General features: G+C 61.8%; 23 protein-coding genes. 12 read left to right on the forward strand and 11 right to left on the reverse strand.

Annotation, left to right across the window (positions count from 1 at the left end):
* Window positions 1-4: 4 nt before the first annotated feature.
* Both FHX03_RS29815 and FHX03_RS29820 read right to left on the reverse strand, forming a co-directional pair.
* On the reverse strand, window positions 5-994 hold the full coding sequence (locus FHX03_RS29815; protein WP_183781930.1) for an aldo/keto reductase: 990 nt from the start codon (window positions 992-994) through the stop codon (window positions 5-7).
* Window positions 995-1,008: 14 nt separating this feature from the next.
* On the reverse strand, window positions 1,009-1,404 hold the full coding sequence (locus FHX03_RS29820) for a cupin domain-containing protein (protein WP_183781927.1): 396 nt from the start codon (window positions 1,402-1,404) through the stop codon (window positions 1,009-1,011).
* A 134-nt stretch (window positions 1,405-1,538) separates the two neighbouring features.
* Between FHX03_RS29820 and FHX03_RS29825 the strand changes: the two genes are divergently transcribed.
* From FHX03_RS29825 to FHX03_RS29835, 3 genes are all read left to right on the forward strand, one after another.
* Entirely contained in the window at window positions 1,539-2,432 is an 894-nt protein-coding gene (locus FHX03_RS29825) for a LysR family transcriptional regulator (protein WP_183781924.1), read from the forward strand.
* A 145-nt stretch (window positions 2,433-2,577) separates the two neighbouring features.
* Window positions 2,578-4,089 carry an ATPase domain-containing protein gene (locus tag FHX03_RS29830; protein ID WP_097628517.1) on the forward strand — a complete coding sequence of 504 codons (1,512 nt, stop codon included), beginning with the start codon at window positions 2,578-2,580 and terminating at the stop codon, window positions 4,087-4,089.
* On the forward strand, window positions 4,064-6,229 hold the full coding sequence (locus FHX03_RS29835) for an ATP-binding protein (protein WP_183781941.1): 2,166 nt from the start codon (window positions 4,064-4,066) through the stop codon (window positions 6,227-6,229). Before FHX03_RS29830 ends, FHX03_RS29835 begins: the two co-directional genes overlap by 26 nt.
* Here FHX03_RS29835 and mobB read toward each other — a convergent pair.
* From mobB to FHX03_RS29850, 3 genes are read right to left on the reverse strand one after another with little or no spacing between them, the layout of a single operon-like run.
* Window positions 6,161-6,682 (reverse strand): molybdopterin-guanine dinucleotide biosynthesis protein B, encoded by a 522-nt coding sequence (gene mobB / locus FHX03_RS29840; protein WP_097628519.1) that lies wholly within the window; start codon window positions 6,680-6,682, stop codon window positions 6,161-6,163. The genes FHX03_RS29835 and mobB overlap by 69 nt on opposite strands.
* A complete protein-coding gene (gene mobA, locus FHX03_RS29845) occupies window positions 6,679-7,308 on the reverse strand; it encodes a molybdenum cofactor guanylyltransferase MobA (protein ID WP_097628650.1) in 630 nt (209 codons plus the stop codon). Before mobA ends, mobB begins: the two co-directional genes overlap by 4 nt.
* Before the next feature lie 9 nt (window positions 7,309-7,317).
* The gene (locus FHX03_RS29850) at window positions 7,318-8,226 is read right to left on the reverse strand and encodes a DMT family transporter (protein ID WP_097628520.1); all 909 of its coding nucleotides are present in this window, start codon (window positions 8,224-8,226) and stop codon (window positions 7,318-7,320) included.
* 337 nt (window positions 8,227-8,563) lie between these two features.
* Between FHX03_RS29850 and FHX03_RS29855 the strand changes: the two genes are divergently transcribed.
* The gene (locus FHX03_RS29855; protein WP_183781922.1) at window positions 8,564-9,331 is read left to right on the forward strand and encodes an SDR family oxidoreductase; all 768 of its coding nucleotides are present in this window, start codon (window positions 8,564-8,566) and stop codon (window positions 9,329-9,331) included.
* A 147-nt stretch (window positions 9,332-9,478) separates the two neighbouring features.
* On the opposite strand, the gene FHX03_RS29860 is transcribed toward FHX03_RS29855, so the two are convergent.
* Window positions 9,479-10,141, reverse strand: a complete 663-nt coding sequence (locus FHX03_RS29860; protein ID WP_097628522.1) for a GntR family transcriptional regulator — start codon at window positions 10,139-10,141, stop codon at window positions 9,479-9,481.
* A 410-nt stretch (window positions 10,142-10,551) separates the two neighbouring features.
* On the opposite strand from FHX03_RS29860, the gene FHX03_RS29865 reads away from it, so the two are divergent.
* The 5 genes from FHX03_RS29865 (at window position 10,552) to FHX03_RS29885 (ending at window position 16,930) form a co-directional block, all read left to right on the forward strand.
* Window positions 10,552-11,808, forward strand: a complete 1,257-nt coding sequence (locus FHX03_RS29865; protein WP_183781919.1) for an NRAMP family divalent metal transporter — start codon at window positions 10,552-10,554, stop codon at window positions 11,806-11,808.
* Between the two features lie 123 nt (window positions 11,809-11,931).
* Entirely contained in the window at window positions 11,932-12,696 is a 765-nt protein-coding gene (locus tag FHX03_RS29870; RefSeq protein ID WP_097628524.1) for a LamB/YcsF family protein, read from the forward strand.
* Between the two features lie 20 nt (window positions 12,697-12,716).
* Window positions 12,717-13,523, forward strand: coding sequence for a putative hydro-lyase (locus FHX03_RS29875; RefSeq protein ID WP_097628525.1), 807 nt, complete (start codon window positions 12,717-12,719; stop codon window positions 13,521-13,523).
* Between the two features lie 7 nt (window positions 13,524-13,530).
* Window positions 13,531-15,162, forward strand: a complete 1,632-nt coding sequence (locus FHX03_RS29880) for a 5-oxoprolinase/urea amidolyase family protein (protein WP_131711029.1) — start codon at window positions 13,531-13,533, stop codon at window positions 15,160-15,162.
* Between the two features lie 10 nt (window positions 15,163-15,172).
* Complete coding sequence (locus FHX03_RS29885) at window positions 15,173-16,930, forward strand: acetyl/propionyl/methylcrotonyl-CoA carboxylase subunit alpha (RefSeq protein ID WP_097628527.1); 1,758 nt, start codon at window positions 15,173-15,175, stop codon at window positions 16,928-16,930.
* On the opposite strand, the gene FHX03_RS29890 is transcribed toward FHX03_RS29885, so the two are convergent.
* From FHX03_RS29890 to FHX03_RS29910, 5 genes are all read right to left on the reverse strand, one after another.
* A complete protein-coding gene (locus FHX03_RS29890; RefSeq protein ID WP_183781916.1) occupies window positions 16,920-17,702 on the reverse strand; it encodes a glucose 1-dehydrogenase in 783 nt (260 codons plus the stop codon). The genes FHX03_RS29885 and FHX03_RS29890 overlap by 11 nt on opposite strands.
* Window positions 17,703-17,929: 227 nt before the next feature.
* A complete protein-coding gene (locus tag FHX03_RS29895; protein ID WP_183781913.1) occupies window positions 17,930-18,718 on the reverse strand; it encodes an SDR family oxidoreductase in 789 nt (262 codons plus the stop codon).
* A gap of 22 nt (window positions 18,719-18,740) precedes the next feature.
* Entirely contained in the window at window positions 18,741-20,219 is a 1,479-nt protein-coding gene (locus tag FHX03_RS29900; RefSeq protein ID WP_183781910.1) for a sugar ABC transporter ATP-binding protein, read from the reverse strand.
* A gap of 29 nt (window positions 20,220-20,248) precedes the next feature.
* A complete protein-coding gene (locus FHX03_RS29905; RefSeq protein ID WP_003540275.1) occupies window positions 20,249-21,178 on the reverse strand; it encodes a sugar ABC transporter substrate-binding protein in 930 nt (309 codons plus the stop codon).
* 117 nt (window positions 21,179-21,295) lie between these two features.
* Window positions 21,296-22,276, reverse strand: coding sequence for an ABC transporter permease (locus FHX03_RS29910; protein ID WP_183781908.1), 981 nt, complete (start codon window positions 22,274-22,276; stop codon window positions 21,296-21,298).
* A 215-nt stretch (window positions 22,277-22,491) separates the two neighbouring features.
* Between FHX03_RS29910 and FHX03_RS29915 the strand changes: the two genes are divergently transcribed.
* From FHX03_RS29915 to FHX03_RS29925, 3 genes are all read left to right on the forward strand, one after another.
* Window positions 22,492-23,301 (forward strand): transketolase, encoded by an 810-nt coding sequence (locus tag FHX03_RS29915; RefSeq protein WP_183781905.1) that lies wholly within the window; start codon window positions 22,492-22,494, stop codon window positions 23,299-23,301.
* Window positions 23,301-24,257 carry a transketolase family protein gene (locus FHX03_RS29920; RefSeq protein WP_183781902.1) on the forward strand — a complete coding sequence of 319 codons (957 nt, stop codon included), beginning with the start codon at window positions 23,301-23,303 and terminating at the stop codon, window positions 24,255-24,257. The genes FHX03_RS29915 and FHX03_RS29920 overlap by 1 nt, the downstream gene beginning before the upstream one ends.
* A gap of 67 nt (window positions 24,258-24,324) precedes the next feature.
* Window positions 24,325-25,794 (forward strand): FGGY family carbohydrate kinase, encoded by a 1,470-nt coding sequence (locus FHX03_RS29925; RefSeq protein WP_183781899.1) that lies wholly within the window; start codon window positions 24,325-24,327, stop codon window positions 25,792-25,794.
* The last annotated feature ends 4 nt before the right edge of the window (window positions 25,795-25,798 follow it).

The following is a 25,798-nucleotide window of genomic DNA, read 5'->3' on the forward strand; positions in this document are numbered from 1 at the left end:
GTTCTCAGCGGTTGACCCTTGCCTGCAGATGCGCGGGATAACGATCGCCTTTCACCTTGATGGTGGCGAGCGCGCTTTCAATATTGCCGAGATCCTCAACAGTCAGTTCGACCTCGGCGGCTGCGATGTTCTCGTCAAGCCGATGCAGTTTGGTGGTGCCGGGGATCGGTACGATCCAGGGTTTCTGCGCCAGCAGCCAGGCGAGCGCCACCTGGGCCGGGGTGACCTTCTTGTGCGCAGCGATCTCTGCGAGGAGATCGACGAGCACCTTGTTGGCCTTTCGCGCGTCTGCCGAAAACCGCGGAACGATGTTGCGAAAGTCCTTGCTGTCGAAGGTTGTGGTTTCGCTGATCGCGCCGGTGAGGAAGCCCTTGCCGAGCGGACTAAACGGCACGAAGCCGATTCCGAGTTCCTCCAGCACCGGCAGGATCTCTTGCTCGGGCTCGCGCCACCAGAGCGAATATTCGCTCTGCAGCGCCGTCACAGGCTGGACGGCATGGGCGCGGCGGATCGTCTGGGCGCCGGCTTCGGAGAGTCCGAAATGCCGGACCTTGCCTTCCGCGATCAACGCCTTGACCGTGCCGGCGACGTCCTCGATCGGAACATCCGGATCGACGCGATGCTGGTAGAACAGATCGATGACATCGGTCTTCAACCGCTTCAGCGCCTGGTGGGCCACCGCGCGGATCTGTTCCGGGCGGCTGTTCATGCCGCTCTGGCCACCATTGGCATCGAAGTTGAAACCGAATTTTGTGGCGATCACCACCTCGTTGCGAAAGGGGGCGAGCGCCTCTCCCAGAAGCTCTTCGTTCTTGTAGGGGCCATAGGCCTCGGCCGTGTCGAAGAAGGTCACGCCGCGTTCGAATGCCCGCTGGATTAGTGCTGTCGCTTCCTGAATACCTGTCGCCGGGCCATAACCGTAACTCAGCCCCATGCAGCCGAGACCGATGGCCGAGACATGAAGTCCGCTCTTTCCAAGCTCACGTTTCTGCATAGAAGTTTCCTTTTCTAACCTTGGTATTGCGTGTCGGTGACATGCTCCAGCCAGTCGACGACCTTGCCATCGAGCTGTTCCTGGATGGCGATATGGGTCATCGCCGTCGTCGGCGATGCGCCGTGCCAATGGCGTTCACCCGGGGCGAACCAGACGACGTCGCCGGCGCGGATCTTCTCGACGGGGCCGCCCTCGCGCTGCACGCGACCGCAACCCGACGTGACGATCAGCGTCTGGCCGAGCGGATGAGTGTGCCAGGCGGTGCGGGCTCCGGGCTCGAAGGTGACGCTGGCGCCGGCCGCACGTGCGGGGCTGGTCACGGCAAACAGCGGGTCGACACGCACGCTGCCGGTAAACCAATCGGCTGGTCCCTTTGCCGAAGGTTGCGAACCACTTCGCTTGATATCCATTCTTGTCTTCCTTTCGATGTCGGGCTTTCGATGTCGGGGTGGACATGTCCACTCGAGTGAAAAGGTATTTAGGGTGTGCGCCTGATCGCGATTAGATGGTATAAACGGCAAGAACCCATGAGAAAGTTTCATAAATGCCGCGCCCCGCCGTCAACGACCTCATCGCCTTCCTCGCCGTTGCACGCGCACAGAGCTTCACAAAGGCGGCGGGTAAGCTGGGTGTGTCGCAATCGGCACTCAGCCACACCATCCGCGGGCTCGAGGAGCGACTTGGACTGCGATTGCTGACACGCACGACCCGCAGCGTCGCGCCGACAGAGGCCGGCGAACGCCTGCTCGTCTCCATCGGACCGCGCCTCGACGAGATCGAGAGCGAGCTGGCCGCCTTAAGCGCGTTTCGGGAGAAGCCGGCAGGCACCATTCGCATCAATGCGGGCGAGCATGCGGCCAATGCCGTCCTTTGGCCCGCCTTGGCAAAGCTCCTGCCTGAATATCCCGATATCAATGTCGAAATCATCGTCGACTACGGTCTGACCGACATCGTCGCGGAGCGCTACGATGCGGGGGTGCGGCTTGGAGAACAGGTGGCGAAGGACATGATTGCGGTGCGCATCGGCCCCGACATGCGCATGGCCGTAGTCGGCGCTCCCGCCTATTTCGACACCAGGCCGAAGCCGCTGACGCCGCAGGACCTTACGGATCACAATTGCATCAATCTGCGCCTGCCGACCTATGGCAGCGTTTATGCATGGGAGTTCGAAAAGGACGGGCGCGAGCTCAGAGTTCGGGTCGAAGGGCAATTGGTTTTCAACAATATAGCGCTGCGGCTGAACGCAGTACTGGCAGGTCTGGGGCTGGCATACATGCCGGAGAACTTGGTCGAGGCGCATCTGGCCGATGGACGACTGGTGCGCGTCCTCGAGGATTGGTGCCTGCCGTTTTCCGGCTACCATCTCTACTATCCGAGCCGCCGGCATACGTCGCCGGCATTTGCCCTCGTCGTCGATGCACTTCGCTATCGAGCATAAGCGCTCGCCGTTTCGCACCGCCCGGACAGGCATCTATCCGAACCACTGGTGATCGGCTCTTGCCGGAAGGGAAATCATGCCTGCCAGTGATTTGACATTCCTTCGTTCGCCGCTAATTCACACTTGAAATTGAAGGAAACAGTGAATGAATACTGCGGCACCTGCCACGAAAGCCCGGACCGGCGTGTCCGGTTTGGATACAGTTCTGGCCGGGGGGCTTTCGCCGGGGCACGTTTTCCTCCTGGAGGGAAATCCGGGAGCTGGCAAAACGACGATTGCGCTGCAGTTCCTGATCGAAGGTGCACGGCTCGGCGAGCAGGGGCTCTACATCACCCTTTCGGAAACCGAGAGCGAACTTCGGGCCGGTGCCGCATCTCACGGCATGGTGATCGATGGCAATATCGAGGTCTTCGAGGTCGTGCCTCCGGAAAGCCTGCTGGATGCCGACCAGCAGCAGAGCCTGCTTTATTCGTCGGATCTTGAACTCGGAGAGACGACAAAGGAAATTTTTGCCGCTTTCGAGCGGATCAAGCCACGTCGCGTGGTTCTCGATAGTCTGTCGGAGATAAGGTTGCTCGCGCAAAGTTCACTGCGCTACCGCCGCCAGATCCTGGCGCTCAAACATTATTTTGCCCGACAAGGCGCGACAGTGCTTCTGCTCGATGATCTGACGTCCGAGGTGCTCGACAAGACAGTGCACAGCGTCGTGCACGGCGTCATCCATCTCGAAGAGATGGCACCGAGCTACGGCTCCGAACGCCGACGTCTGAGGGTCATAAAATATCGCGGACAGGCCTTCCGCGGCGGCTATCACGATTTCATCATCCAGACTGGTGGCGTTATCGTCTTTCCCCGGCTCGTCGCCGCCGAACACAGGTCGAATTACGCCCGTGATCAGATTTCCTGCAATATTCCAGAACTGGACCTTCTTTTAGGAGGTGGCCTTGAGCGAGGTTCCAGTACGCTCATCCTTGGTCCTGCCGGCACCGGCAAAAGCACGTTTTCGTTTCAATTCCTGATGGCTGCGGTTGCGCGCGGCGAGAAAGTGGCGGCCTTCATTTTTGACGAGGAGCTGGGCCTGCTCTTCACGCGGCTGAAGGCGCTCGGAATGGATCTCGAAGCCATGCGAAACGCGGGCTATATTCACATCGAACAGCTCGATGCCGCCGAACTGTCGCCGGGCGAATTCGCCCACCGCGTGCGCAATTGCGTCGACAAGTCGGATGCGAAAACCGTCATCATCGATAGTATCAACGGTTATCAGGCTTCGATGCCGGATGAGAATTCGTTAATTCTTCATATGCATGAGTTGCTGCAATATTTGAACAGGCAAGGCGCCAACACCTTCCTCACCGTTGCCCAGCACGGCTTGGTCGGTGATATGAAGGCGCCCGTCGACGTCACCTATCTCGCCGACACCGTCATTCTGCTGCGCTACTTCGAGGCTGCGGGAAAGGTGCGGCGTGCGGTCTCGGTGATCAAGAAGAGGACCGGCTTTCACGAGGATACCATCCGGGAATATCGTATCGACGGTTCCGGCCTGAGGTTAGGTGATCCTCTCGTGGGGTTCCAGGGCGTGCTTCGCGGCGTTCCCGAATTTGTCACGACCTCAACGCCGCTCCTCGCGACCGATGGCGGGGATAGCGGCAATTCCTAATTCCGGCAAACCGAAAGCATTGATCTACACGCCTGCCGGTCGCGATGCCTGGGTGGCGAGATCGTTGGTCGATGAGGCCGGATTGGCATCGATTGCTGCCACTGACCTGCCTATGTTCGCGTCATTGCTCAGCGATGACATTGCGCTTGGCGTGCTGACGGAAGAGGCCGTTCGCTCAAGCGATCTCAAGCCGATTGCCGCCTGGGTTTCGGCCCAACCGAGCTGGTCGGACCTGCCGTTCATCGTCCTCACTCAACGCGGTGGAGGACCTGAGCGAAATCCCGCCGCTGCTAGGCTTTCCGAGGTTCTTGGCAACGTCACATTCCTGGAAAGGCCGTTCCATGCGACCTCCTTCATCAGCGTTGCCCGGACCGCATTGAAGGGGCGCCTGCGCCAATATGAAGCGCGAGCCCGGCTCGAGGCTCTGGGCGAGGGAGAACGACGGTTGCAGACGGCGCTTGCCGCCGGTCGTCTCGGGGCGTGGGAGCTGGAGCTGTCCTCGATGGCCCTGTCTGCTTCGGCGACCTGCAAAGCGGTCTTCGGCCGAGGGCCGGATGACGATGTCACGCGCGACGATCTGATCGCAAGCATCCACCCCGACGACCGGGATAGTGTGCTGGCACGCCTGCGCCAGACGATCGATACTGGACGCGACTATTCGATCGAGCATAGGACGATCTGGCCGGATGGATCGCTGCATTGGACCGAGGTCCACGCGCAGCTCTATTCCGACAGATATGGTTCCGCCAGGAAACTCGTCGGCGTCTGCTCCGATACCACCGTCCGCAAGACCATCGAGGAAAATCTGAGACGGCTCAATGAGAACCTCGAAGAGCGTGTGAGGGAACGGACCAAAGAGGTCAACGCCGCTCACCAGACCCTGCTCGAGGAAGTCGCCCAGCGTGAAAGAGCCGAGGAGCAGCTTCGCCAATCGCAGAAGATGGAGGCGATCGGCCAACTGACCGGCGGCGTCGCACACGATTTCAACAATCTGCTGATGGTCGTTCTCGGAAATCTGGAGTTGCTCGGCAAGCATGTTGCCGGAGATGGCAAGGCGACGCGCCTAGTCGACGGGGCGATTCAGGGCGCGCGGCGCGGGGCGGCGCTGACGCAGCGGCTGCTGGCTTTTGCCAGACAGCAGGATCTGCAGGTCAAGCCCGTCGATCTGGCCGAGCTGGTCTCCGGCATGAACGACCTGTTGCGGCGTTCGGTCGGACCCTCGATCAGCATCGAAACCAACCTGCCGGCGACGCTGCCGCCGGCGCTGGTCGATGCGAACCAGCTGGAATTGGCGCTACTCAATCTTGCGGTCAATGCCCGCGATGCGATGCCGGATGGCGGGACGCTGTCCATATCGCTGCGTGATGCGCAGGTGGCCGGCGATGACGGCATTCTCGACAAGGGCGCCTATCTGGTGTTGGCGGTGGCCGACAGCGGCACCGGCATGGACGCGGAGACGCTGAAGAAGGCAATAGATCCGTTTTTCTCGACCAAGGAACTCGGAAAAGGCACGGGCCTCGGCTTATCGATGATCCACGGACTTTCCGTTCAGCTGAATGGCGCACTTCGGCTGACAAGCGAACTTGGAGTCGGAACGACCGCTGAATTGTGGCTTCCGGCGACCGAACGGCGCCCCGAGCGGGCGATCGAAGCCGAACTGCCCGTTCCCCAAGCTGCATCCAGACTTAAGATCCTGCTCGTCGATGACGATGCTTTGATCGCCATGAGTTCGGTCGACATGCTTGAAGATCTTGGCCACGAGGTCGTCGAAGCAAACTCCGGCGCGCAGGCGCTGGAACTGATCAGCAGCGGTCAGCATTTCGACCTTGTCATAACCGACTATTCGATGCCTGGTATGACCGGCGCACAGCTTGCCCGGGCCGCACGGGACATTCATCCGGCGTTGCCGATCGTGCTGGCGACAGGTTACGCCGATCTTCCTGCCGGCACCGATATAGATCTTCCGAGATTGGCAAAGCCCTATGATCAGTCTCAACTCGCCAAGGAAATCGCCAAGGCGATGGCAAGCGAAACGGCTCCGCTTCTTAGATCCGGCGGCGACGCAGGTGGTTCAAAGCTTCGCCTGTCCAAGGCCAACGGTGCCGGCGATGAAATCGGCGATGGCGCCTGTGTCGTCTAGATCGAAGACCGGCAGGGCTGTATCGGTAACGGCGTGATCGGCGGCGATGGCGCAGATATGGGGATCGCTCGACGCCAGCGGCTGGCGATTGGCGGCTTCCAGCCGGCGGGCCTCGATCTTCGGGATCGGCTCGCGCTTGTAGCCTTCGATCAGCACGAGATCGCAGGGCGCAAGACGCGCAAGAATCTCCTCGAATTCCGGTTCGGGCGCGCCGCGCAGCTCATGCATGATGGCGTAGCGGGTGCCGGAGACGATGGTGACCTCATGGGCGCCGGCCTCGCGGTGGCGGTAGCTGTCGGCGCCGACCTTGTCGATATCGAAATCATGATGGGCATGCTTGATCGTCGAGATCCGGTAGCCACGGCGGGTGAATTCCGTCACCAGCCGGACGGCGAGCCCCGTCTTGCCCGAGTTCTTCCAGCCGGCGATGCCGAAGATTTTGGGTGCGGTCATGCGCGAAGGGCCTCCAGCCAGCGTTCGGCTTCGACGAGATCATCCGGCGTGTTGATGTTGAAGAAAGGATCGAGCAGGCTGGCGCGGGTCGGATGCAGCGGAAATGATACTTCCGTAACGTCATGCCGTGACAGGAAGTCACGCACGCGGCGCTTCTCATCGGTGACGATCCAGGCTTCGAGGTCGGCGGCGAGTATCGCCGGCCAGAGCCCAAAGACGGGATGGCTGCGGCCCTCGGAGGCGGCGATGGCGATCTGCGACGGGCGCTCGAGCGCTGCCGCCAGCCGGGCGACGAGATCGGCCGGGAAGAACGGGCAATCCACCGAGACTGTGACGACATGGGTGATCCCGGGAAGCCCGGCAGCATAGACCATCGCCGCATGGATGCCGGCCAATGGCCCGGCCTTGCCGGGAAAATGGTCGGGGACCGCAGGCACATCCTCGGCGGTGGCATCGGCATTGACGGCAACAGAGAGGACTTGCTGCGAGAGGCGGGTCAGGACATGTCGGAGCAGGCTTTCGGCCCCGAGCATTGCGCCCGCCTTGTCGCTGCCCATTCGCTGCGAGCGGCCGCCGGCCAGCACGACGCCTGCTATATCGGATCTGCCGAGCGAGAATTCAGTCATCATCCTACCTCAAACCGGTGAGCGCGGCGCAGATTCCTGCGCGATCGGCGGCACGCGGCGCTTGGCTTCACGATAGAACGTATAGAGGCCAGAAGCGATGACGATCGCAGCACCCACAAGCATCCAGCTGTCAGGCACTTCGGCAAAGAAGAAGAAGCCGAGCAGCGAGGAAAAGATGAGGCTCGTATAGCGAAACGGCGCGACGAAGGAAATTTCGCCGGTGCGCATGGCGAGGATGACCGACTGGTAGCCAACGAGCACAAGCACCGAGGCAAGCAGAAGATGACCGAGCGACGTGGCGCTGACCGGTTGCCAGCCGCCGAGCACCGGGATGAGCAAAGCGCCGAAAAAGGAGATGGAGATGGCGGTGATGACGGTGATCATCAGCGAGGGAATCTCCGGATCGATCGAGCGGGTGGCGAGATCGCGGCCGGCCGTCGTCAGCACCGCGCCGACGCAGAGCAGGGCGGCAGCGGTGAATCCTTCCGGACCTGGGCGAATGATGATCATCACGCCGACCAGGCCGACAAGGATCGCCGACCAGCGCCGCCAGCCGACGGGCTCATTGAAGAAAAGCGCAGCGCCGAAGGTGACGACCAGCGGCAGCGACTGCAGGATCGCCGAGGCATTGGCGATCGGCATCATGCCGAGCGCGGTGATATAAGTGACGGCGGAGAACATCTCGCAGACGATGCGGAGGATGATGATCGGCTTCAGCACGACGCGCCAGGAGCGCAGAGCGCCCATTTTCCAGGCGATCAGATAGACGAGCAAGCTGGTGAAGAGGCCGCGCAGGCACATGATTTCGCCGGCGTTCATGGAGGCGATCACCGATTTGGAGAGAGCGTCGCTCGCGGAAAACCCGGCCATCGCCATGCTCATATAGATGGCGCCCTCAGTATTGCGTGACCGCGGCATGAAGAGATTCCCTTACCTGTGCGTCCCTTCTTAATCGGGAAGAACAATCAAGGGAATCGGATGAATGTCACACGCTGGATAAATCGATGGTGCAGCGCACAATGGCGCTGACGCTGCGGCAGCTGCGTATGTGGAAAGTCCGGCAAGGCGGCGTTTTGCAACGCGAATTTCGATATTCCGATGCGGCGTCGAGGCTTTTGTCCGCTGCTGCGAGGGGCTGATCGTTGGCCGAAAGCATCGGCTGTCGGCGGTTTTCGTTTGTCCGCGCGGGAAACGGGTGGCTGCATCGCCCGATGTTTGAGATTCCGGATGCCTCGACAATTGAGGAGAAACGGACATGAGACTTCTGAACGACAAGGTCGCGATCATCACCGGCGCAAGCTCCGGCATTGGCCGCGCCGCGGCAAAACTCTTTGCACGGGAGGGCGCCAAGCTCGTGGTCACCGGAAGGCGACAAGAGGCGCTCGACGCCGTCGTCGCCGAAATCGAGGCGGAGGGTGGGCAGGCCGTCGCAATATCGGGCGACATCAGGGACGAGGGGCTGCAGGCCAGGCTTAGTGAAACGGCTGTCTCCCGCTTCGGCGGACTCGACATCGGTTTCAACAATGCCGGCATTCTCGGCGAGATGGGGCCGGTGGCGGAACTGTCGCCGGAGGGCTGGCGCGAGACGATCGAGACCAATCTCACCGCGGCCTTCGTCGGCGCCAAATACCAGTCGGCAGCGATGGGAAAAGGCGGCGGATCGCTGATCTTCACCTCCACCTTCGTCGGCCACACCGCCGGCATGCCGGGCATGGCCGCCTATGCGGCGAGCAAGGCGGGGTTGATCGGCTTCGTTCAGGTGCTCGCCGCCGAACTCGGCCGGCGGAACATCCGCGTCAACGCCCTGCTGCCCGGCGGCACTGACACGCCGGCCAGCATCACCAATGCGCCGGATGCCACGGCAGAAGTGCTCGCCTTCGTCGAAGGGCTGCATGCGCTGAAGCGCATGGCGCAGCCGGAAGAGATCGCCAATGCGGCGCTCTTCCTTGCGTCTGATCTGTCGAGCTTCGTGACGGGGACGGCGATGCTCGCCGATGGTGGGGTTTCGATCAGCCGGACGTAGGATGGGCGAGGGCGGGATCGGCAGCCTATGGCCGCGGACCTGTTGAAATCCATCCGCCACCGATGGCCATGCGCCGCGGGGCTATTGTCGCAACCAGAGACGAATCGTCCTTTAAGCGGCATCGAAACGCGCGGCCGAGCGTGCAATTCATTTGGCGCCGCCAATTCGCGAGAAAGCGGCCAGAACAGTGCGCTCGGACTGCATCAGATACGCCTCAAGTGCCGCGGAGGCTTCGGCCGTCATCCCTGCCTCAAGCTTTTCAAGGATTGCCGCATTAAGATCGACGTAGGGAGCGTGCAACAGCTCGGGATCGGAGAGCAGGCCGAAGCTGAGGCGCAGCTCTGCGGCGATCTGCGCATAGAAGGTGTTCAGACGGTGACTGTCGGCGAGATCTACGATCGCCGCGTGAAAGACCATGTTCTCACTGCCGACCATACCCCAATCCTTGGCCTCGCGCGCGAGCTTGGCACGCGTGACTGCCGCGCGCATTCGTGCCACCGCCGGATGGTTGGGATACGCCTTGGCGAGCGCCTGGCATTCGATCACACGGCGCACGCGATAGATGTCGATGATCGAGGCCATACTGGGTGTGGCGACAAAAACGCCGCGATTGGGCTCGTGCCGCAAGAGCCCTTCTTTTGTCAGAAGCCGGAATGCCTCACGCAAAGAGTTGCGCGACACATCCAGACCGGCACTTAGCGCTGTCTCGGAAAGGCGCTGGCCCGGCTTCAATTCGCCAGCAATCAGTTTGTCGCGGATTTCCTCCGCCAGGCGCGGCGCGAGCGCCGATGTGATATTTTGTTCGACCATCAAATCCCCTAATGCACAGACACGAGTGAAACCTCCGCGCCCTTGCGCACCGGTATAGCGGTTTGCATCTCCGGGAGCCATAAGAGGAGTGGCTTGACCACGCGGACCGGGGCAACGCCAGACGCCGTACATGGCCCCTCGGGCAGACAGAAAGTGAAAGCCCCCGCAACCCGTTCCTTATCGTTGATGCACGAAAGGAGGCAAGAGCCACTTCGGATGTGGCCGGAACTTGCAACAACACCTGGTCCAAGTGCGTTTGTTGCGGCCGAATTGCAGTTATTTGGTAGAACGATACAGCAAAATCGTTGAACAATCTTGACAGAATTGTAAAACGTGTCACCGTGATGCTGTCAACAAACCTAGGCAGCCCGCCGAGATCTCGGCGTCGGCCTGCACATAAGGAGGGGTTCATGGAACAGTCAGCAATTTCAATGACAACCGTTGCGCCGGCGCGGATGTCGGCCAAGTCGCGCCGCGCTGCGCTCGTGGCGGCCATCTTCCTGATGGCCACGTCTGCCATCGGTCCGGGCTTCATCACCCAGACGGCGACGTTCACAACAAAACTCGGTGCGGCCTTCGCCTTCGCGATCCTCGCCTCTATCCTGATCGATTTCGTCGTTCAGCTGAATATCTGGCGGATCGTCACGCTGACGAAGATGCGGGCTTCCGACCTCGCCAACGCCGCCCTCCCGGGCTCCGGCTATCTGCTCGCAATTCTCGTCATCGTCGGCGGATTATTCTTCAACATCGGCAACATCGGCGGCACAGGCCTCGGCATCAATGCGATGATCGGCCTTGATCCGAAGCTTGGCGGGGCGATCAGCGCGCTGCTTTCGATCGGCATCTTCCTGTCGAAGCGTGCCGGCATGGCGATCGATCGCTTCATTGTCCTGGCCGGTATCCTGATGATCGCCTTGACGGTCTATGTTGCCTTCGCATCGGCGCCGCCGGTTGGCGACGCGCTGTTCCAGACCTTTCTGCCGTCCACCATCGATTTCGCTACCATCACCACCATCGTCGGCGGCACGGTCGGGGGCTATATCACCTATTCCGGCGCCCACCGACTGCTCGACAAGGGCACGGTCGGCATCGAGAATCTCGGTGCGGTCAACCGTGCAGCGCTGATGGGCATCGCTGTCACCGGCCTCATGCGCTACGTGCTTTTCCTGGCCGTCCTCGGCGTGGTTGCGGGCGGAGCCGTCATCGATGTTTCCGGCGCGGGTGCGAATCCGGCTGCCCAGGCTTTCCAGGCCGCCACTGGCAACATTGGCCTGCGCATCTTCGGCGTCATCTTCTGGGCTGCTGCGATCACCTCAGTCATCGGTGCCGCTTACACGTCGGTCTCGTTCGTCACGATTTTCAAGAGAGACATCACCGAACGGGCCCGCAGCATCGCGACTGTCATCTTCATTGCCGTGTCGCTGTTCTTCTACGTGATCATCACCACGCCGCCGGCACAGATGCTGGTCTTCGTCGGGGGGCTGAACGGCCTGATTCTGCCGATCGGCCTGTCGATCTTCATCTATGCGGCCTGGGCCCGGTCCGACCTGATGGGAGGCTATCGCTATCCGCGTTGGCTGCTGGTGCTCGGCGTACTGGTCTGCGCACTGACCTGGTACATGGGCTACAAGTCGATCGGCCCGATCTTCGCGCTGCTTGCCGCGTAACGCGGGACGAGGAGGGCGCGGGCGCCTTTGCGCCCGGGCCCCGCTCTGACTTTTTGAATCAATCACGCTTTCGGTTCCGGACAGCCCGGCCTACATCGTTCGTGATTCACAGGGAGATCTGACATGACTGCCATCGATCTGAACAGCGATCTCGGCGAAAGCTACGGCGCCTGGGGCATGGGCGACGACGCGGCTATGCTGGCCATCGTCTCCAGCGCCAATATCGCCTGCGGCTTCCATGCCGGCGATCCGCTCGGCATTCTGAAGACTGTCAAAGCCGCCGCTGAAAGGGGCGTTTCGGTCGGAGCCCATGTTTCCTATCCCGACCGAGTCGGCTTCGGACGGCGCGACATGGGCGTCACCAGCCCGGAACTGACCGCCGACGTCATTTATCAGATCGGCGCGCTGAAAGGCGTCGCCGCTGCTGCGGGCGTCGTAGTCGGCTACGTTAAGCCGCACGGCGCGCTCTACAACCGCATTGCCCACGATCCAATACAGGGCCAGGCGGTGATCGACGGCATCAAGGCGATCGATCCGGACCTGGTTCTAATGGGCCTGGCCGGAGCACCCATCCTCAAACTCGCGCACAAATCCGGCCTCAAGACCGTGGCCGAGGCCTTCGCCGACCGCGCCTATACGGCCGGCGGGGAACTCGTTTCGCGTCGTGAACCGGGCGCGGTTCTGCACGACACAACCGTGATCGCCCGTCGCATGCTGCAACTTGCTCACGAGGGTACGATCGAAGCGATCGACGGCTCGACCATCAAGGTCGATGCTCAGTCGATCTGCGTCCATGGCGACAGCCCCGGTGCGGTCGCGATCGCCCAGGCGATTCGTCAGGCCTTTGAGACCGACGGGATCACCGTTCGCTCGTTCCTGGCGGCGTGAGCAAACATTTGGAGGAAACCATGATTGCGATTGAGAACCTTGGTCACATCGATGCCGAAGCGGCGCGCCTCGCGCGCCGGCGCTATCGGGCCGGTAATGCCGAGCCGACGTCGGGTGTGGCGCCGGGATTTACCCAGGCAAACATGATCGTCCTGCCGCGCGACTGGGCCTTCGATTTCCTGCTCTTTGCGCAGCGCAATCCGAAGGCCTGCCCATTGCTCGACGTTTCCGATCCCGGCTCGCACATGACGCTTCTGGCTCCGGGGGCCGATCTTCGCACGGATCTGCCGCTCTATCGCATCTGGCGCGACGGCAAGCTCGCCGAGGAAATCGCGGATGCGACGACGGCCTGGGCGGAACGCCCCGACCTCGTCAGCTTCCTCATCGGATGCAGCTTCACCTTCGAAACGTCGATGGCCGAGGCGGGCATCGAGATCCGGCATATCACCGACAAGTCGAACGTTCCGATGTATCTGACCAACCGCGCCTGCCGCCCGGCAGGCCGGCTGCGCGGCAACCTGGTCGTATCGATGAGGCCGATCAAGGCGAGCCGCGTCGCCGATGCCGCGACCATCTCCGGTCGCTTCCCGGCGGTGCACGGCGCACCTGTCCATATCGGCGCGCCGGAAGAAATCGGCATCCGAGACCTGTCGAAGCCGGAATTCGGCGAGCCGGTGCGTATCGAGCCTGGTGAAATCCCGGTGTTCTGGGCCTGCGGCGTGACCCCGCAGGCCGCCGTGATGGCATCCGGCGTGCCCTTTGCCATCACCCATGCGCCGGGGCATATGTTCATCACCGACATTCCCGACACCGCCTATCACGCCTGAGGATCCGATGCGCTTCCTGCCCGTCAACCTGACGACCCTTCTGGTCGAACTCGACGATCTCGACCAGACGCTGGCGCTGTTTGCTTCGCTCGAAACCGATCCGGTGGAGGGCATCGAAGAGATAGTGCCGGCCGCACGCACGCTGATGATCGGCTTTCGCGCAGAGAGGCTCACCGCGGAACGGCTTGCCGGCGAGATCGCCACCCGCGACCTTTCGGCCCGCATCGCGCCGTCCGACCAGCTCGTCGAAATCCCGGTTCACTATGACGGCGAAGACCTTGCCGATGTGGCGCAACTGACCGGTCTGTCAGTCGAAGAGGTCATCCGTCGTCACACCGAGAGCACCTTCACCGTCGCCTTCTGCGGCTTTGCCCCCGGTTTCGGTTATCTTGTCGGTGGTGATCCCGCGCTGCATGTGCCGCGGCGCCAAAGCCCGCGGACTCGGATTCCGGCGGGATCGGTCGCTCTTGCTGGCGCCTTTTCCGGCGTCTATCCGCAGGCAAGTCCCGGCGGCTGGCAGATCATCGGCACGACGTTGGAAAAAATGTGGGACCTGTCGCGCGATCCGCCGGCCTTGTTCCAGCCCGGCTACCGGGTGCGCTTCTTCGATCTCGAAAAGCGGACGGTTGCGATTTCCACTCTGGCGACGAAGGTCGCAGATGCGGGCCCGGCCGAGGTCTCCGGCGGGGCTGTCACACTAAAGGTCCTGGCCGCACCCATGCCGGCACTGTTTCAGGATCTCGGCCGCTTCGGGAAGACCGGCCAGGGCGTGTCCTCCTCAGGCGCGCTCGATCGACGGGCACTCAAGGCGGCCAACCGTGTGGTCGGCAATGCTGCCGGCACCCCGTGCCTCGAAATCACCCTCGGCGGATTTTCTTTCGAGGCGTCGGGCCGGACGGTGATGGCACTGACCGGCGCGCCCTGTCCGATATCGATCCGCGATGCCTCAGGGCGCACCATTGCCGCCGAAACCTATCGGCCCATCTCGCTGGAGCCCGGCGATGTGGTGACGCTCGGCCATGCGCCGCGCGGCATGCGAAGCTATTTGTCGATCCGCGGCGGTCTCACTGTCGAGCCGGTGCTCGGCAGCGCCTCGACCGATACGCTTGCCTTCATCGGCCCGGACCCGGTCACGGCAGGGACGATCTTGACACTGCAAACGGCGACGCAGTCTCTCGGCAGCGTATCGCTTTCCGAAGCGCCGGCCTTCGCGTTTCCGGCTTCCGGCGAGATCGTGACGCTCGACGTGATCATGGGACCGCGCAGCGACTGGTTTACCGAGGCCGCCATCACCAGTTTCTCGGGTCAACTCTGGCAGGTGACCCCGCAGTCCAACCGTGTCGGTATCCGTCTTTCCGGCGACATCGCCATCGAGCGTAAGGACAAGACGGAGCTGCCGAGCGAGGGAACCGCAACCGGCGCGATCCAGGTGCCGCATAGCGGCCAGCCGGTGCTTTTCCTTGCGGACCATCCGTTGACCGGCGGTTACCCGGTCATCGGCACGGTCGCCGAATATCATCTCGATCTCGCCGGGCAGATCCCGGTCAATGCCCAGATACGCTTCCGGCCCGTGACGAGGTTTGCCGATGTTCGGCCGCACGTGCCCGACACCAAAGCCCGGCCGCCAAGAAATAAGTGAGGAGACATCCATGCAGAAAGTCCTGATCGCCAACCGAGGCGAGATTGCGGTGCGCATCATCCGGGCTTGTCGCGACCACGGCCTGCAATCGGTCGCCGTCTATGCCGATCCGGACATGGATGCGCTCTTCGTCAAGCTGGCGGACGAAGCCTACGGGCTCTCCGGCAGCCGTCCGGCGGAAACCTATCTCGATATCGACAAGCTGATCGACATTGCCAAACGTTCGGGCGCCGACGCCGTTCATCCCGGCTACGGGTTCCTGTCCGAGCGTGCGGAGTTCGCCCGAGCCGTCATCGATGCAGGCCTCATCTGGATCGGACCGGATCCGCATGTCATCGAAGCCCTTGGCGACAAGGTCGAGGCCCGGCGCATTGCGCTGAGTGTCGGTGCGCCTCTCGTCGCTGGCAGTGACGGTCCGGTCGAGACCGCTGCGGAAGTCACCGCCTTTGCTGAAAAACACGGTCTGCCCGTTGCCATCAAGGCGGCGCATGGGGGCGGCGGACGCGGCCTGAAGGTCGCCTGGAAGATGGAGGAGGTGGCGGAACTCTACGAATCCGCCGTGCGTGAGGCCAAGGCCGCCTTCGGCCGCGGCGAGTGTTTCCTCGAACGCTTCCTCGATCGTCCGCGCCACATCGAGGCGCAGGTGCTGGCTGACAAACATGGCAATGTGCTGGTTCTCGGCACCCGTGACTGCTCGCTACAGCGGCGCAACCAGAAGCTCGTCGAGGAGGCGCCGGCACCGTTTCTTTCCGACGCTCAGCGCCAGTCGATCCACGACGCCGCGAAGAAGATCTGTGCGGCGGCCGGCTACTCGGGGGCGGGAACGGTCGAGTTCCTGCTCGGTGTCGACGGTACGATCTCCTTCCTCGAAGTGAACACGCGCCTTCAGGTCGAGCATCCGGTAACCGAGGAGACGACCGGCATCGATCTCGTGATCGAGCAGTTCCGCATCGCCGATGGCCTGCCGTTGCGCGTCACCGAAACGCCTGCCCCGCGTGGCCACTCGATCGAGTTCCGTATCAACGCCGAAGATCCCGGCCGTGGCTTCTTGCCGACACCCGGCGCGATCACGGCTTTCGACGCGCCCTCCGGTCCCGGCATCCGTCTCGACACCGGTGTCGGCGTGGGCTCGACCGTTCCCGGCACCTTCGATTCGCTGATGGCGAAGCTGATCGTCACGGGCAGTACCCGTGAGGAGGCGTTGAGCCGCGCCCGCCGTGCCCTCAAGGAGTTCAGGATCGAGGGCGTCGCAACGGTCCTTCCCTTCCACCGCGCCGCGATCGAGACAGAAGAATTCATCGGCGAGACAGGATTCAAGGTGCACACGCGCTGGATCGAGACCGGCTTCGCCGATCGGCTTTCGGCCGTCGCCCGGCCCGAGCCGGTTGCCGATGGCCACCTGATCCGCACCCACGTCGAGATCGATGGCAAGCGACATGAACTCGGCATTCCCGCGGCGCTCCTTGCCGGTCTCGGCGGACTTGCAGGCGCGGGTAGTGGAGGTGCGACAGCGGCAAGGACCGACGACGCGGCGACCATAACCGCACCGATTTCCGGCACGCTGCAGGCGTTCAAGGTCGAAGATGGCGCGGAGGTTGTTGCCGGTGATCTCATCGCCGTCATGGAGGCGATGAAGATGGAAACCCAGGTCACGGCATCGCGGGCAGGCAAGATTCGGATCAAGGTAGAAGTTGGCGGATATCTTCAGGCGGGAGCGGAAATCGCCCGCTTCGAGGAGCCGGTGTCCTCCGCTCCACCTACGACATGATCAACCCGCCGTCGACATTGATGGTCTGGCCGGTGATATAAGCCGCGTCGTCGCTGGCCAGGAAGGCGACCAGGCCGGCGACATCTTCTCCTGCTCCAGCCCTTTTCATCGGGATGCCCTCGACCCATTCCTTCATCAATTCGCCAGGGGCGTAATTGCCGAGCAGTTTTCCCCAAGCCTGGTCGTTATAGGCCCACATGTCGGTTTCGATGATGCCGGGGCAGAAGGCGTTGACGGTGATGTTTTCGGTCGCGACTTCCTTGGCCAGGCTCTGGGTGATGCCGACGACACCCATTTTCGAGGCGGCATAATGCGGCGTAAAAATGAAGCCGTCGCGGGCCTGGCCGGAGGCGGTGTTGATGATGCGGCCGCCGCGGTTGTGCTTGCGCATGCGCGATATCGCCTCTTGAGCGCAGAGGAAGACGCCCTTGGTGTTGACGGCCATGACCTTGTCCCACTCGTTCTCGGTCAAGTCCTCGACGCGGGCGATGGTGATGACGCCGGCATTCTGGATCGAGACGTCGACAGAGCCGAATTCCGTCTCGGCCGCATCGTAGAGGGCGATGACGCTTGTTTTGTCGGTAACGTCGCCGATGAAGGAGATTGCCTTGCCGCCTTCGGCCCGGATCTGCTCGGCAACGCCGTGGACCAGATCCTCGTTGGCCGAAACGACAAGGTTGGCGCCTTCGCGGGCAAAACGCCTGGCGATGGCCGCGCCGATGCCGCGGCTGCCTCCGGTAATGACGACAGTCTTTTGCTCAAAGCGTTTCATGCTCTTTCCTTCCGGGTATCGTCGATAAACAGCAAATCTGGATGCCTGCCTTACGGTCATTGTTGAAGCTCAAGCGGCTGCGACAGCCGTTCGATCAGCGCGAAGGGCGGGCAGGCGGCGATATCGCGCGCCGTCTGGCCCGTTGCTCCCTTCAGCGCCTCGGTCTCAGCCAGGGAGGAAGCGAGACCGGTTCACTTTCTGTTGCCGGCAATGCGTCTTCTTATCCATCACCAGCAGCAGAAACCGCCGTCGACGAGAAGATCGACGCCGGTGACGAAACTTGCCGCAGTCGACAGAAGGAACACCGCCGGACCGACCATCTCGTCGACCGCTGCCATGCGCTGCATCGGCGTCTGCTCTTCGAAGAGCTTGGTCTGATGAACCATCTCCGGACGGGTGTTCATGGGCGTCGCCGTGTATCCGGGGGAAATGGTGTTGACGCGAATGCCGCGGTCGACCCATTCCATCGCCATAGACTTCGACATATGGATCACGCCCGCCTTAGAGGCGTTGTAATGCGCCTGGTTCAGCCCCCGGTTGACGATCACACCCGACATGGAAGCAATGTTGACGATGGAGCCGCGTCCATTCTTCAGCATGGCGCGAGCCTCGGCCTGGCAGGAAAGGAAGATGCCTTTCAGGTTGATATCCATCAACGTCTGATATTGATCCTCCTCCATCTCCTCCGCCGGGTTCGCGTTGGCGATGCCTGCCGCGTTGACGGCAAGCGTCAAGGTGCCGAGATCGGCTTCGGTACGTGCGACTGCATCTCCAAGGGAAGATTTGTTCGTAACATCAGCCGCGATCTGGATCGAGCGGCGGCCGGCGACGCTGATATGTTCAGCCGTCCTGGCCAATCCGTCGTCGGTCCGACGGTCGAGCAGGGCCACGTCGGCGCCGCATTGCGCAAGGCCGATGGCAATGCGCTGCCCGATGCCGCTTCCGGCCCCGGTGACGATGGCAACCTGGCCGCTGAGATCGAAAAGCTTCGGGGCGTTCAGAGTGATGTCGGACACCGCTCTTCCTTTCTCTATATGTTTAGATGGTAGCTAGCTCCATGACCGAGACGTCATTTGCCTGGCCACGATCGAGGATCCCCGCCTGCTTGCCTTGGGCAAGCACGAGAATGCGGTTGGAGACTCCGAGAACTTCCTCGAGGTCCGAGCTTACGACGATGACCGCCACGCCCTGTTTGGCAAGATTGACGATGATGTCGTAGATGCCTGCGCGAGCGCCGACATCGATGCCTCTCGTCGGTTCGTCGAGCACGACGACTTTGGGATCACGCATGAGCCACTTCGCGATCACGACCTTCTGCTGGTTGCCGCCCGAAAGGTCGGAGGCGTACTGCTCCGCACGGCCCTTGACGCCGAACTTGGCAACTGCCTTTTGCGCAAACGAGCGCTTGACGCTCGGCGTAATCCAACCGCCGCCCAGTTTGTCGAGATTGGCGTAGATAATGTTCTCGCTGATCCGGTGCCCGACCACCAGGCCCTGTTCCTTGCGGTCTTCCGGAACCATCACGATGCCCTTGGCGATCGCGTCCGCCGGATCGCGCAGCCTGAGTTCCTCGCCTTCCAGCTTGATCGAACCGGCACTGATCGGATCTGCGCCCGAAATCGCACGCACCAGTTCGGTGCGGCCGGCGCCGACCAAGCCGGCTATTCCGAGAATTTCACCGGCCCGCACCTCGAAGGTAACGTCTCGGAACGAGTTGTCGGGCGAGCTCAGCCCGGACACCTGCAGGACTGGACGGTCTGTCGGAACGGGCAGGGTGGGGAACAAGCGGTCAAGCGGGCGTCCGACCATGCTCTCGACAATCGTTCGCACCGGGGTCGCGCTGTCCGAGAATTCCTGCACCCGCTCCCCGTCGCGAAGAACGACGATCCGGTTGGTTATCTGCTTGATCTCTTCCATGCGGTGGGAAATGTAGACGATGCCTACGCCTTCCGAGCGAAGCTTGCGAACCTGTTCGAAGAGGGCTTCCGTCTCCGCGCCGCCAAGCGCGGCTGTCGGCTCATCGAGGATCAAGAGCTTTGCGTCGAGAGCCAGCGCCTTGGCGATCTCGATGAGCTGCTGATTTGCTGTGGAAAGGCCGGCGACCGTTCGCGTTGCCGGGATGTGAAGGTTCAAGCGAGCGAGCTGGTCCTGGGCTCGGCGAACCATCTGGGCACGGTCGACGACGCCGTTCTTCATTGGCCAGCGTCCGATGAAGACGTTTTCGGCGATCGACAGCTGCGGCAGAAGCTGCAGTTCCTGATGGATCAGCACAACGCCCTTGTCGATCGCTTCCCTGGGGGTGGCCGGGGCATAAGGCTGCCCCAGCCATGTCATTGATCCTTCGGACGGTGTGCGTGACCCGGCGATGATCCCCGACAGGGTCGACTTGCCCGCTCCGTTTTCGCCGAGAAGTGCAACCACTTCGCCAGGATAAACGTCCAAGCTGACATCCTTCAGCACCTGGAGCGGCCCGTACCACTTGGATATGCCCCTCAGGGAAAGAACCGGATCTGTCATTGGCACACCTCCTCAAGACCTCGACTTCATTACGGGTGGTTGGCGATGAAGCCTGCCACGTTTTCCTTGGTTGTCAGCGTGGCATCGAGGAGCTGGACCGGGGGCACTTTTTCTCCGGCGACAAGCTTGGCGGCATTTTCAACCGCGTCACGGCCCATCTTCTGCGTCTGCTGTGTCGCAGTGACGTTGAAGACGCCCTTGCTGAGGGCTTCGAGAGCTGCAGTGTCGCCATCGAAGCCGCCAACGACGATCTTCTGCGACGGATTGGCGACCTTGATCGCCTGCGCGGCGCCAAGTGCGAGACCGTCGGCCTGGGCGAACACGATCGAAACGTCGGGGTTTGCCTGCAGCATGTTCTGCATGATCTGGAAGCCTTCGTCCTGGCTCCAGATGTTGGAGAACTGCTCAGCGACAACCTTCACGTCAGGATAGGCCTTGAGGGATTCAGCGCAGCCCTTAGAGCGATCGACTTCCGGCGTCGTGCCCTTCTGGCCGTGGATGATGACCATCTTCCCCTTGCCGCCGGCTTCCTTCAGAATGTAGTCGCATACTGCCTTGGCAGAGGCGACGGAATCCGTTGCGAGGAAGGTGTCGCCCGGTGCACCCTCGGCGTTGCGGTCGACGTTGACAACCGGGATGCCGGCGCTCTTGGCCAGCTTGACCGGAACGGTCGCAGCGGCCGCACCGGCCGGAATGTAGATCAGCGCGTCGATTTTCTGGGTCAGAAGATCCTGGATCTGGTTGACCTGCGTCGGTCCGTCGCCTTTTGCGTCGACCGTGATGACTTCGATGCCGCGCTTCTTGGCTTCGGCCTCGACCGATTGCTTGATCTGGTTGAAGAAGTTTGCCTGAAGATTGGCAACGGCCAGGCCGAGCTTCTTCAGTTCCGCAGCGTGTACGGGACCGAGCATGAGGCCCAGCAGGGCGGCAGACGCGAGCATGGTGCGCGCTATTTTCATTGTATTTCCTCCGTTGTTTGATGGGACCCTCGGGTATGTCCTCCCCCTTGGGTTATTGATCCGCCCCAAACGTCCGGGGCGGAATTCCAGGTCCGCCAATGCGGCGGACCACGCTCGTCAGGCGCGACGCCTGCGAATGGTTTCCGCGCCGACCGCGAGCACGATGACGATGCCGATGATAACCTGCTGAAGGAACGGCGAGACGTTGAGAAGATTGAGCCCGTTGCGAAGCACACCGATGATAAGAACGCCGATCAGCGTTCCCCCGATGCCGCCGGCGCCGCCGGAGAGCGAAGTCCCGCCGATGACAACAGCGGCGATGGTGTCCAGCTCATAGCCGAGACCGCTGGATGGCTGGACGGAATCCAGCCGGGCGGCGAGCACGATGCCAGCAAGCCCCGCAAGGACGGCACTGACGACATAGACTGATATCGTCACGAGCGGGACGTTGATCCCGGCCAGGCGTGCGACTTCCGGATTTCCGCCCACCGCATAAAGCATGCGCCCTTCGGAGCGGAAGTGCAGGAACAGCCATGCCGCAAGAACAACCGCAAGCATCAGAAATACCGTGGCCGTCATGACGCCGAAATGGCGGTCGATTGCCAGCATCATGAACCAGTCGGGGAATCCGACGATCTGCTGGCCATCGGTGATCATGTTTGCAACGCCGCGAGCCGCGGACATCATCGCAAGCGTGGCAATGAAGGCCGGTACCCTGAATTGCGTCACCAGAAGTCCGACGATCAGGCCGGAGACTGCCGATGCGACCAGAGCAAAAGCGATCGCGACCGGCAGCGGCAGACCGGCGACATTGGCGGTCCAGCCCATGACCATCATCGCCAGGGCAAGCGCCGAGCCGACGGAGAGATCGATGCCGCCGATCAGGATGACGAAGGTCATTCCGACCGCCATGATGCCGAGAACGGTGATCTGGTCGAGGATGTTGAGGCCGTTTCGAACCGAAAGAAACGTGTCGGTGCTCAGGCTCAGAAAGACGCACAGCGCGAGCAGTCCGACGAGCGGACCGGTTGCTCCCTTGAGCTTGCTCAGCCAGGCTCCGGACGAAAGCCTGTGTTCATTGATATCGAGCGCCACCATTGCTCCTCCCTATATGCCTAGGCTTGTATCCGATATTCGTGCAAGCAAGAATAATTATTCACGCTTGTTGGAAAATTCATTAACAAGTTGCTTTCCGGCTGTCAACAAGATTTCCTCGGGCGTTCGCTGTCGTTGCTTTGTATAAGGGGCTTGACTAATCAGCTTCTTGTGCAAAAATATTGATATGTGAATATTTATGCACACATGAGGAACCCATGGATACGATAGAACTTGAGCGCATCGCCCGCGAGATCCGATTGCGCGATCTCCAGGCGGTCTTTGAAGCGGGCGCCGGCCATATTGGCGGGGAGATGTCGGTGATCGACATTTTGACGGCGCTCTATTTTCGTGTCCTGAATGTCTGGCCCGATCAGCCGAAACACCCCGACCGCGACAGGTTCGTCCTTTCAAAGGGACATACGGCATGCGCTCTCTATGTGACGCTCGCAAAACGCGGCTTCATTCCGGAGGAGGAGGTCTCCACCTTTCTGCGGCCGCATTCGAGGCTGAACGGGCATCCGAATTGCAACAAGGTTCCCGGCGTCGAAACCAATACCGGGCCGCTGGGCCACGGTCTTCCGGTGGCAGTCGGAATGGCGAAAGCCGCCAAGCTCTCAGGCGCGAAATATCATACCTATGTCGCCACCGGCGACGGCGAGATGCAAGAGGGCTCCAACTGGGAAGCGATCATGGCGGCCGCCCAGTTCAAACTCGACAACTTGACGCTGGTCATCGATCACAACAGGTTCCAGCAGGGGGCCGCGCTCGCCGAAACCAATGATCTCGCTCCGCTTCGCCCGAAGCTCGAGGCCTTCGATTGGGAGGTCACCGAGATCAACGGAAACGCCATGAGCGAAGTCGTTCCGGCTCTCGAACACCGGGGAGCAAAACCGCATTGCATCGTCGCCCATACCAACAAGGGCCATGGAATCTCGTTCATGCAGGACCGGGTCGACTGGCACCACAAGGTGCCGAGCAAGGAACAGTACGAAATCGCATTGGCAGAACTGTCGGAGGCACTGTAATGAACGCGTCAGTAAACCCACCCAAGCTCTATGATTGCCGCGACGCATTTGCCTCTACGCTTGAGCGGCTGGCAGCCGAAAACGACACGATCGTTGCCGTCTGCAACGACTCCGTCGGCTCTTCGAAGCTCGGCGGCTTCAAGGCGAAGTTTGGAGAGCGCCTCGTCAATGTTGGTATTGCCGAGCAGAACATGGTTGGCGTTGCAGCAGGCCTGGCCAACGGCGGACGTCTTCCATTCGTATGTGCCGCTGCTCCGTTTCTCACAGGGCGGTCGCTGGAGCAGATCAAGGCCGATATTTCCTACTCGAATGCCAACGTCAAGCTGGTGGGCATTTCTTCCGGAATGGCATATGGCGAACTCGGTCCGACACATCACTCGATCGAAGACTTCGCCTGGACGCGGGTCCTGCCCAACCTTCCGGTCATTGCGCCCTGTGACCGCATCGAAACCGCCGCTGCCGTTGCGTGGGCCGCGACCTATAACGGGCCCTGTTTCCTGCGTCTGTCTCGCGTTGGCGTGCCCGATCTGCTTCCGGAGGGTCACAGGTTCGAACTCGGCAAGGCAAATCTCCTTCGCCAAGGTTTCGATGTCACGCTTGTCGCCAACGGCACTTTGACTCATCGCATTGTGAAGGCGGCCGAAATCCTCGCGGATCGCGGCATCAATGCCAGGGTTCTGAACCTTGCGACGGTTCGTCCAATCGACGAGGAGGCTATCATCGCCGCGGCTAGGGAAACCGGAGCGATCGTCACGGCCGAGGAGCATTCTATCTTCGGCGGGCTCGGTTCTGCGGTCGCCGAAGTGGTGGTCGACAATGCTCCAGTGCCGATGAAGCGTCTCGGCGTTCCCGGCATTTACGCCCCGACCGGTTCGGCAGAGTTCCTGCTCGACGAGTTCGGGATGGCGCCAGCCGCCATCGCCGATGCCGCGCAGTCGCTGATCAGGCGCAAATAATTGGGATCACGTGACCGGCGGGGACGTTTTTGTCGTCCCGGCCGTGACCTGATCCGGGGAGGATAGAATGCGGACAATTCTGGCAATCGACCAGGGCACGACCAATTCAAAGGCCGTTCTCGTTTCCGAAAAGGGAGAAATCGTCGGCAGAGGTTCGACTCCCGTCGGCATCTCCTATCCGAAGCCGGGCTGGGTCGAACAGGACCCGCGCCGGCTCTACGCCTCGGTCTGCGAAGCAGTCGACGCCTGCCTGAAGGCCGCCGGCCCGGATGTGGTGATCGAGGCCGTGGCCATTTCCAACCAGCGTGAATCCGTCACTGCCTGGGACGCCGAAATGGGAGATGCGCTTGGACCGTTGGTCAGCTGGCAGTGCCGCCGAACGGCGCCCGATTGCGAACGACTCATTGCCGAGGGCCACCTCGACCGGGTGCAGGCGCTGACAGGCCTGCCCCTGGATCCGATGTTTCCGGGTTCCAAGTTTCGGTGGCTGCTCGACCGTGTTCCGGCCGGGCGATCGGTGCGACTGGGAACGGTGGACAGCTGGCTCGTCCACTGCCTGACCGGCGGGCGCCGGCATGTCTGCGACGCTTCGAATGCCGCCAGGAGCCAATTGTTCGATCTGCGGGAGCAGAGATGGAGCGAGGAGCTTGGCGAGATCTTCGGCGTCGATATCGCGCTCCTTCCCGAGGTGCTCGACAGTTCTGCCGATTTCGGTAGAACGCAGGGATTGCCGGGGGTGGCGGATGGCACGCCGATCATGGCCGCGATCGGCGACAGCCACGCTGCCCTGTTCGGGCACGGCGCTTTCAAGCCGGGCGACGGCAAGGTGACCTTCGGAACCGGCTCTTCCATTATGACGACGCTTGCGCAATATATTCCTCCACGCAACGGCGTCACAACCACCGTCGCGTGGCGTATCGGGGGAAAGCCGACCTTCGCTTTCGAAGGCAATATTCTGGTCTGCGCCGCCAGTCTTCCCTGGATGGCTGATATTCTTGGCCTTGCCGATGTGGCGGCGCTTGTCGAACTTGCGGAAAGTGCTGCGCCGGGCGGACCCGGCTTCGTGCCGGCATTCGTGGGACTGGGGGCGCCTTACTGGAATTCCGACGCCCGTGCCCTGTTCTCCCAGATCAACTTCAATACAACGCGGGCGCAAATGGCGCGGTCGGTCACCGATTCCATCGCCTTGCAGGTGCATGACGTGATCGCGGCCATGCGGGCGCAGAGCGGCGGTGCGCTCGGTGCGCTCTATGTGGATGGCGGACCGAGCCAGAACCGCTTCCTGATGCAATGTGTCTCCAACCTCATCGACCATCCCGTGATCCAATGCGAAGCACCCGAGGCATCGGCTTTGGGTGCTGCTTACCTGGCGGGACTGTCACTCGGCTTGTGGACCGATCTCCAGGTGGTCGCGAGGCTGCCGCGAAACACCCAAACCATAGAGCCGCAACCCATGGATCGAGCGGGGCTTCTCGATGCCTGGAATGATGCGCTCGCCCGCTCGACGTCCCGCGAAACACAGGCTAAAGGTGAATAAAAAT

Source organism: Rhizobium sp. BK456, assembly GCF_014194045.1.
Classification (GTDB): domain Bacteria; phylum Pseudomonadota; class Alphaproteobacteria; order Rhizobiales; family Rhizobiaceae; genus Rhizobium; species Rhizobium redzepovicii.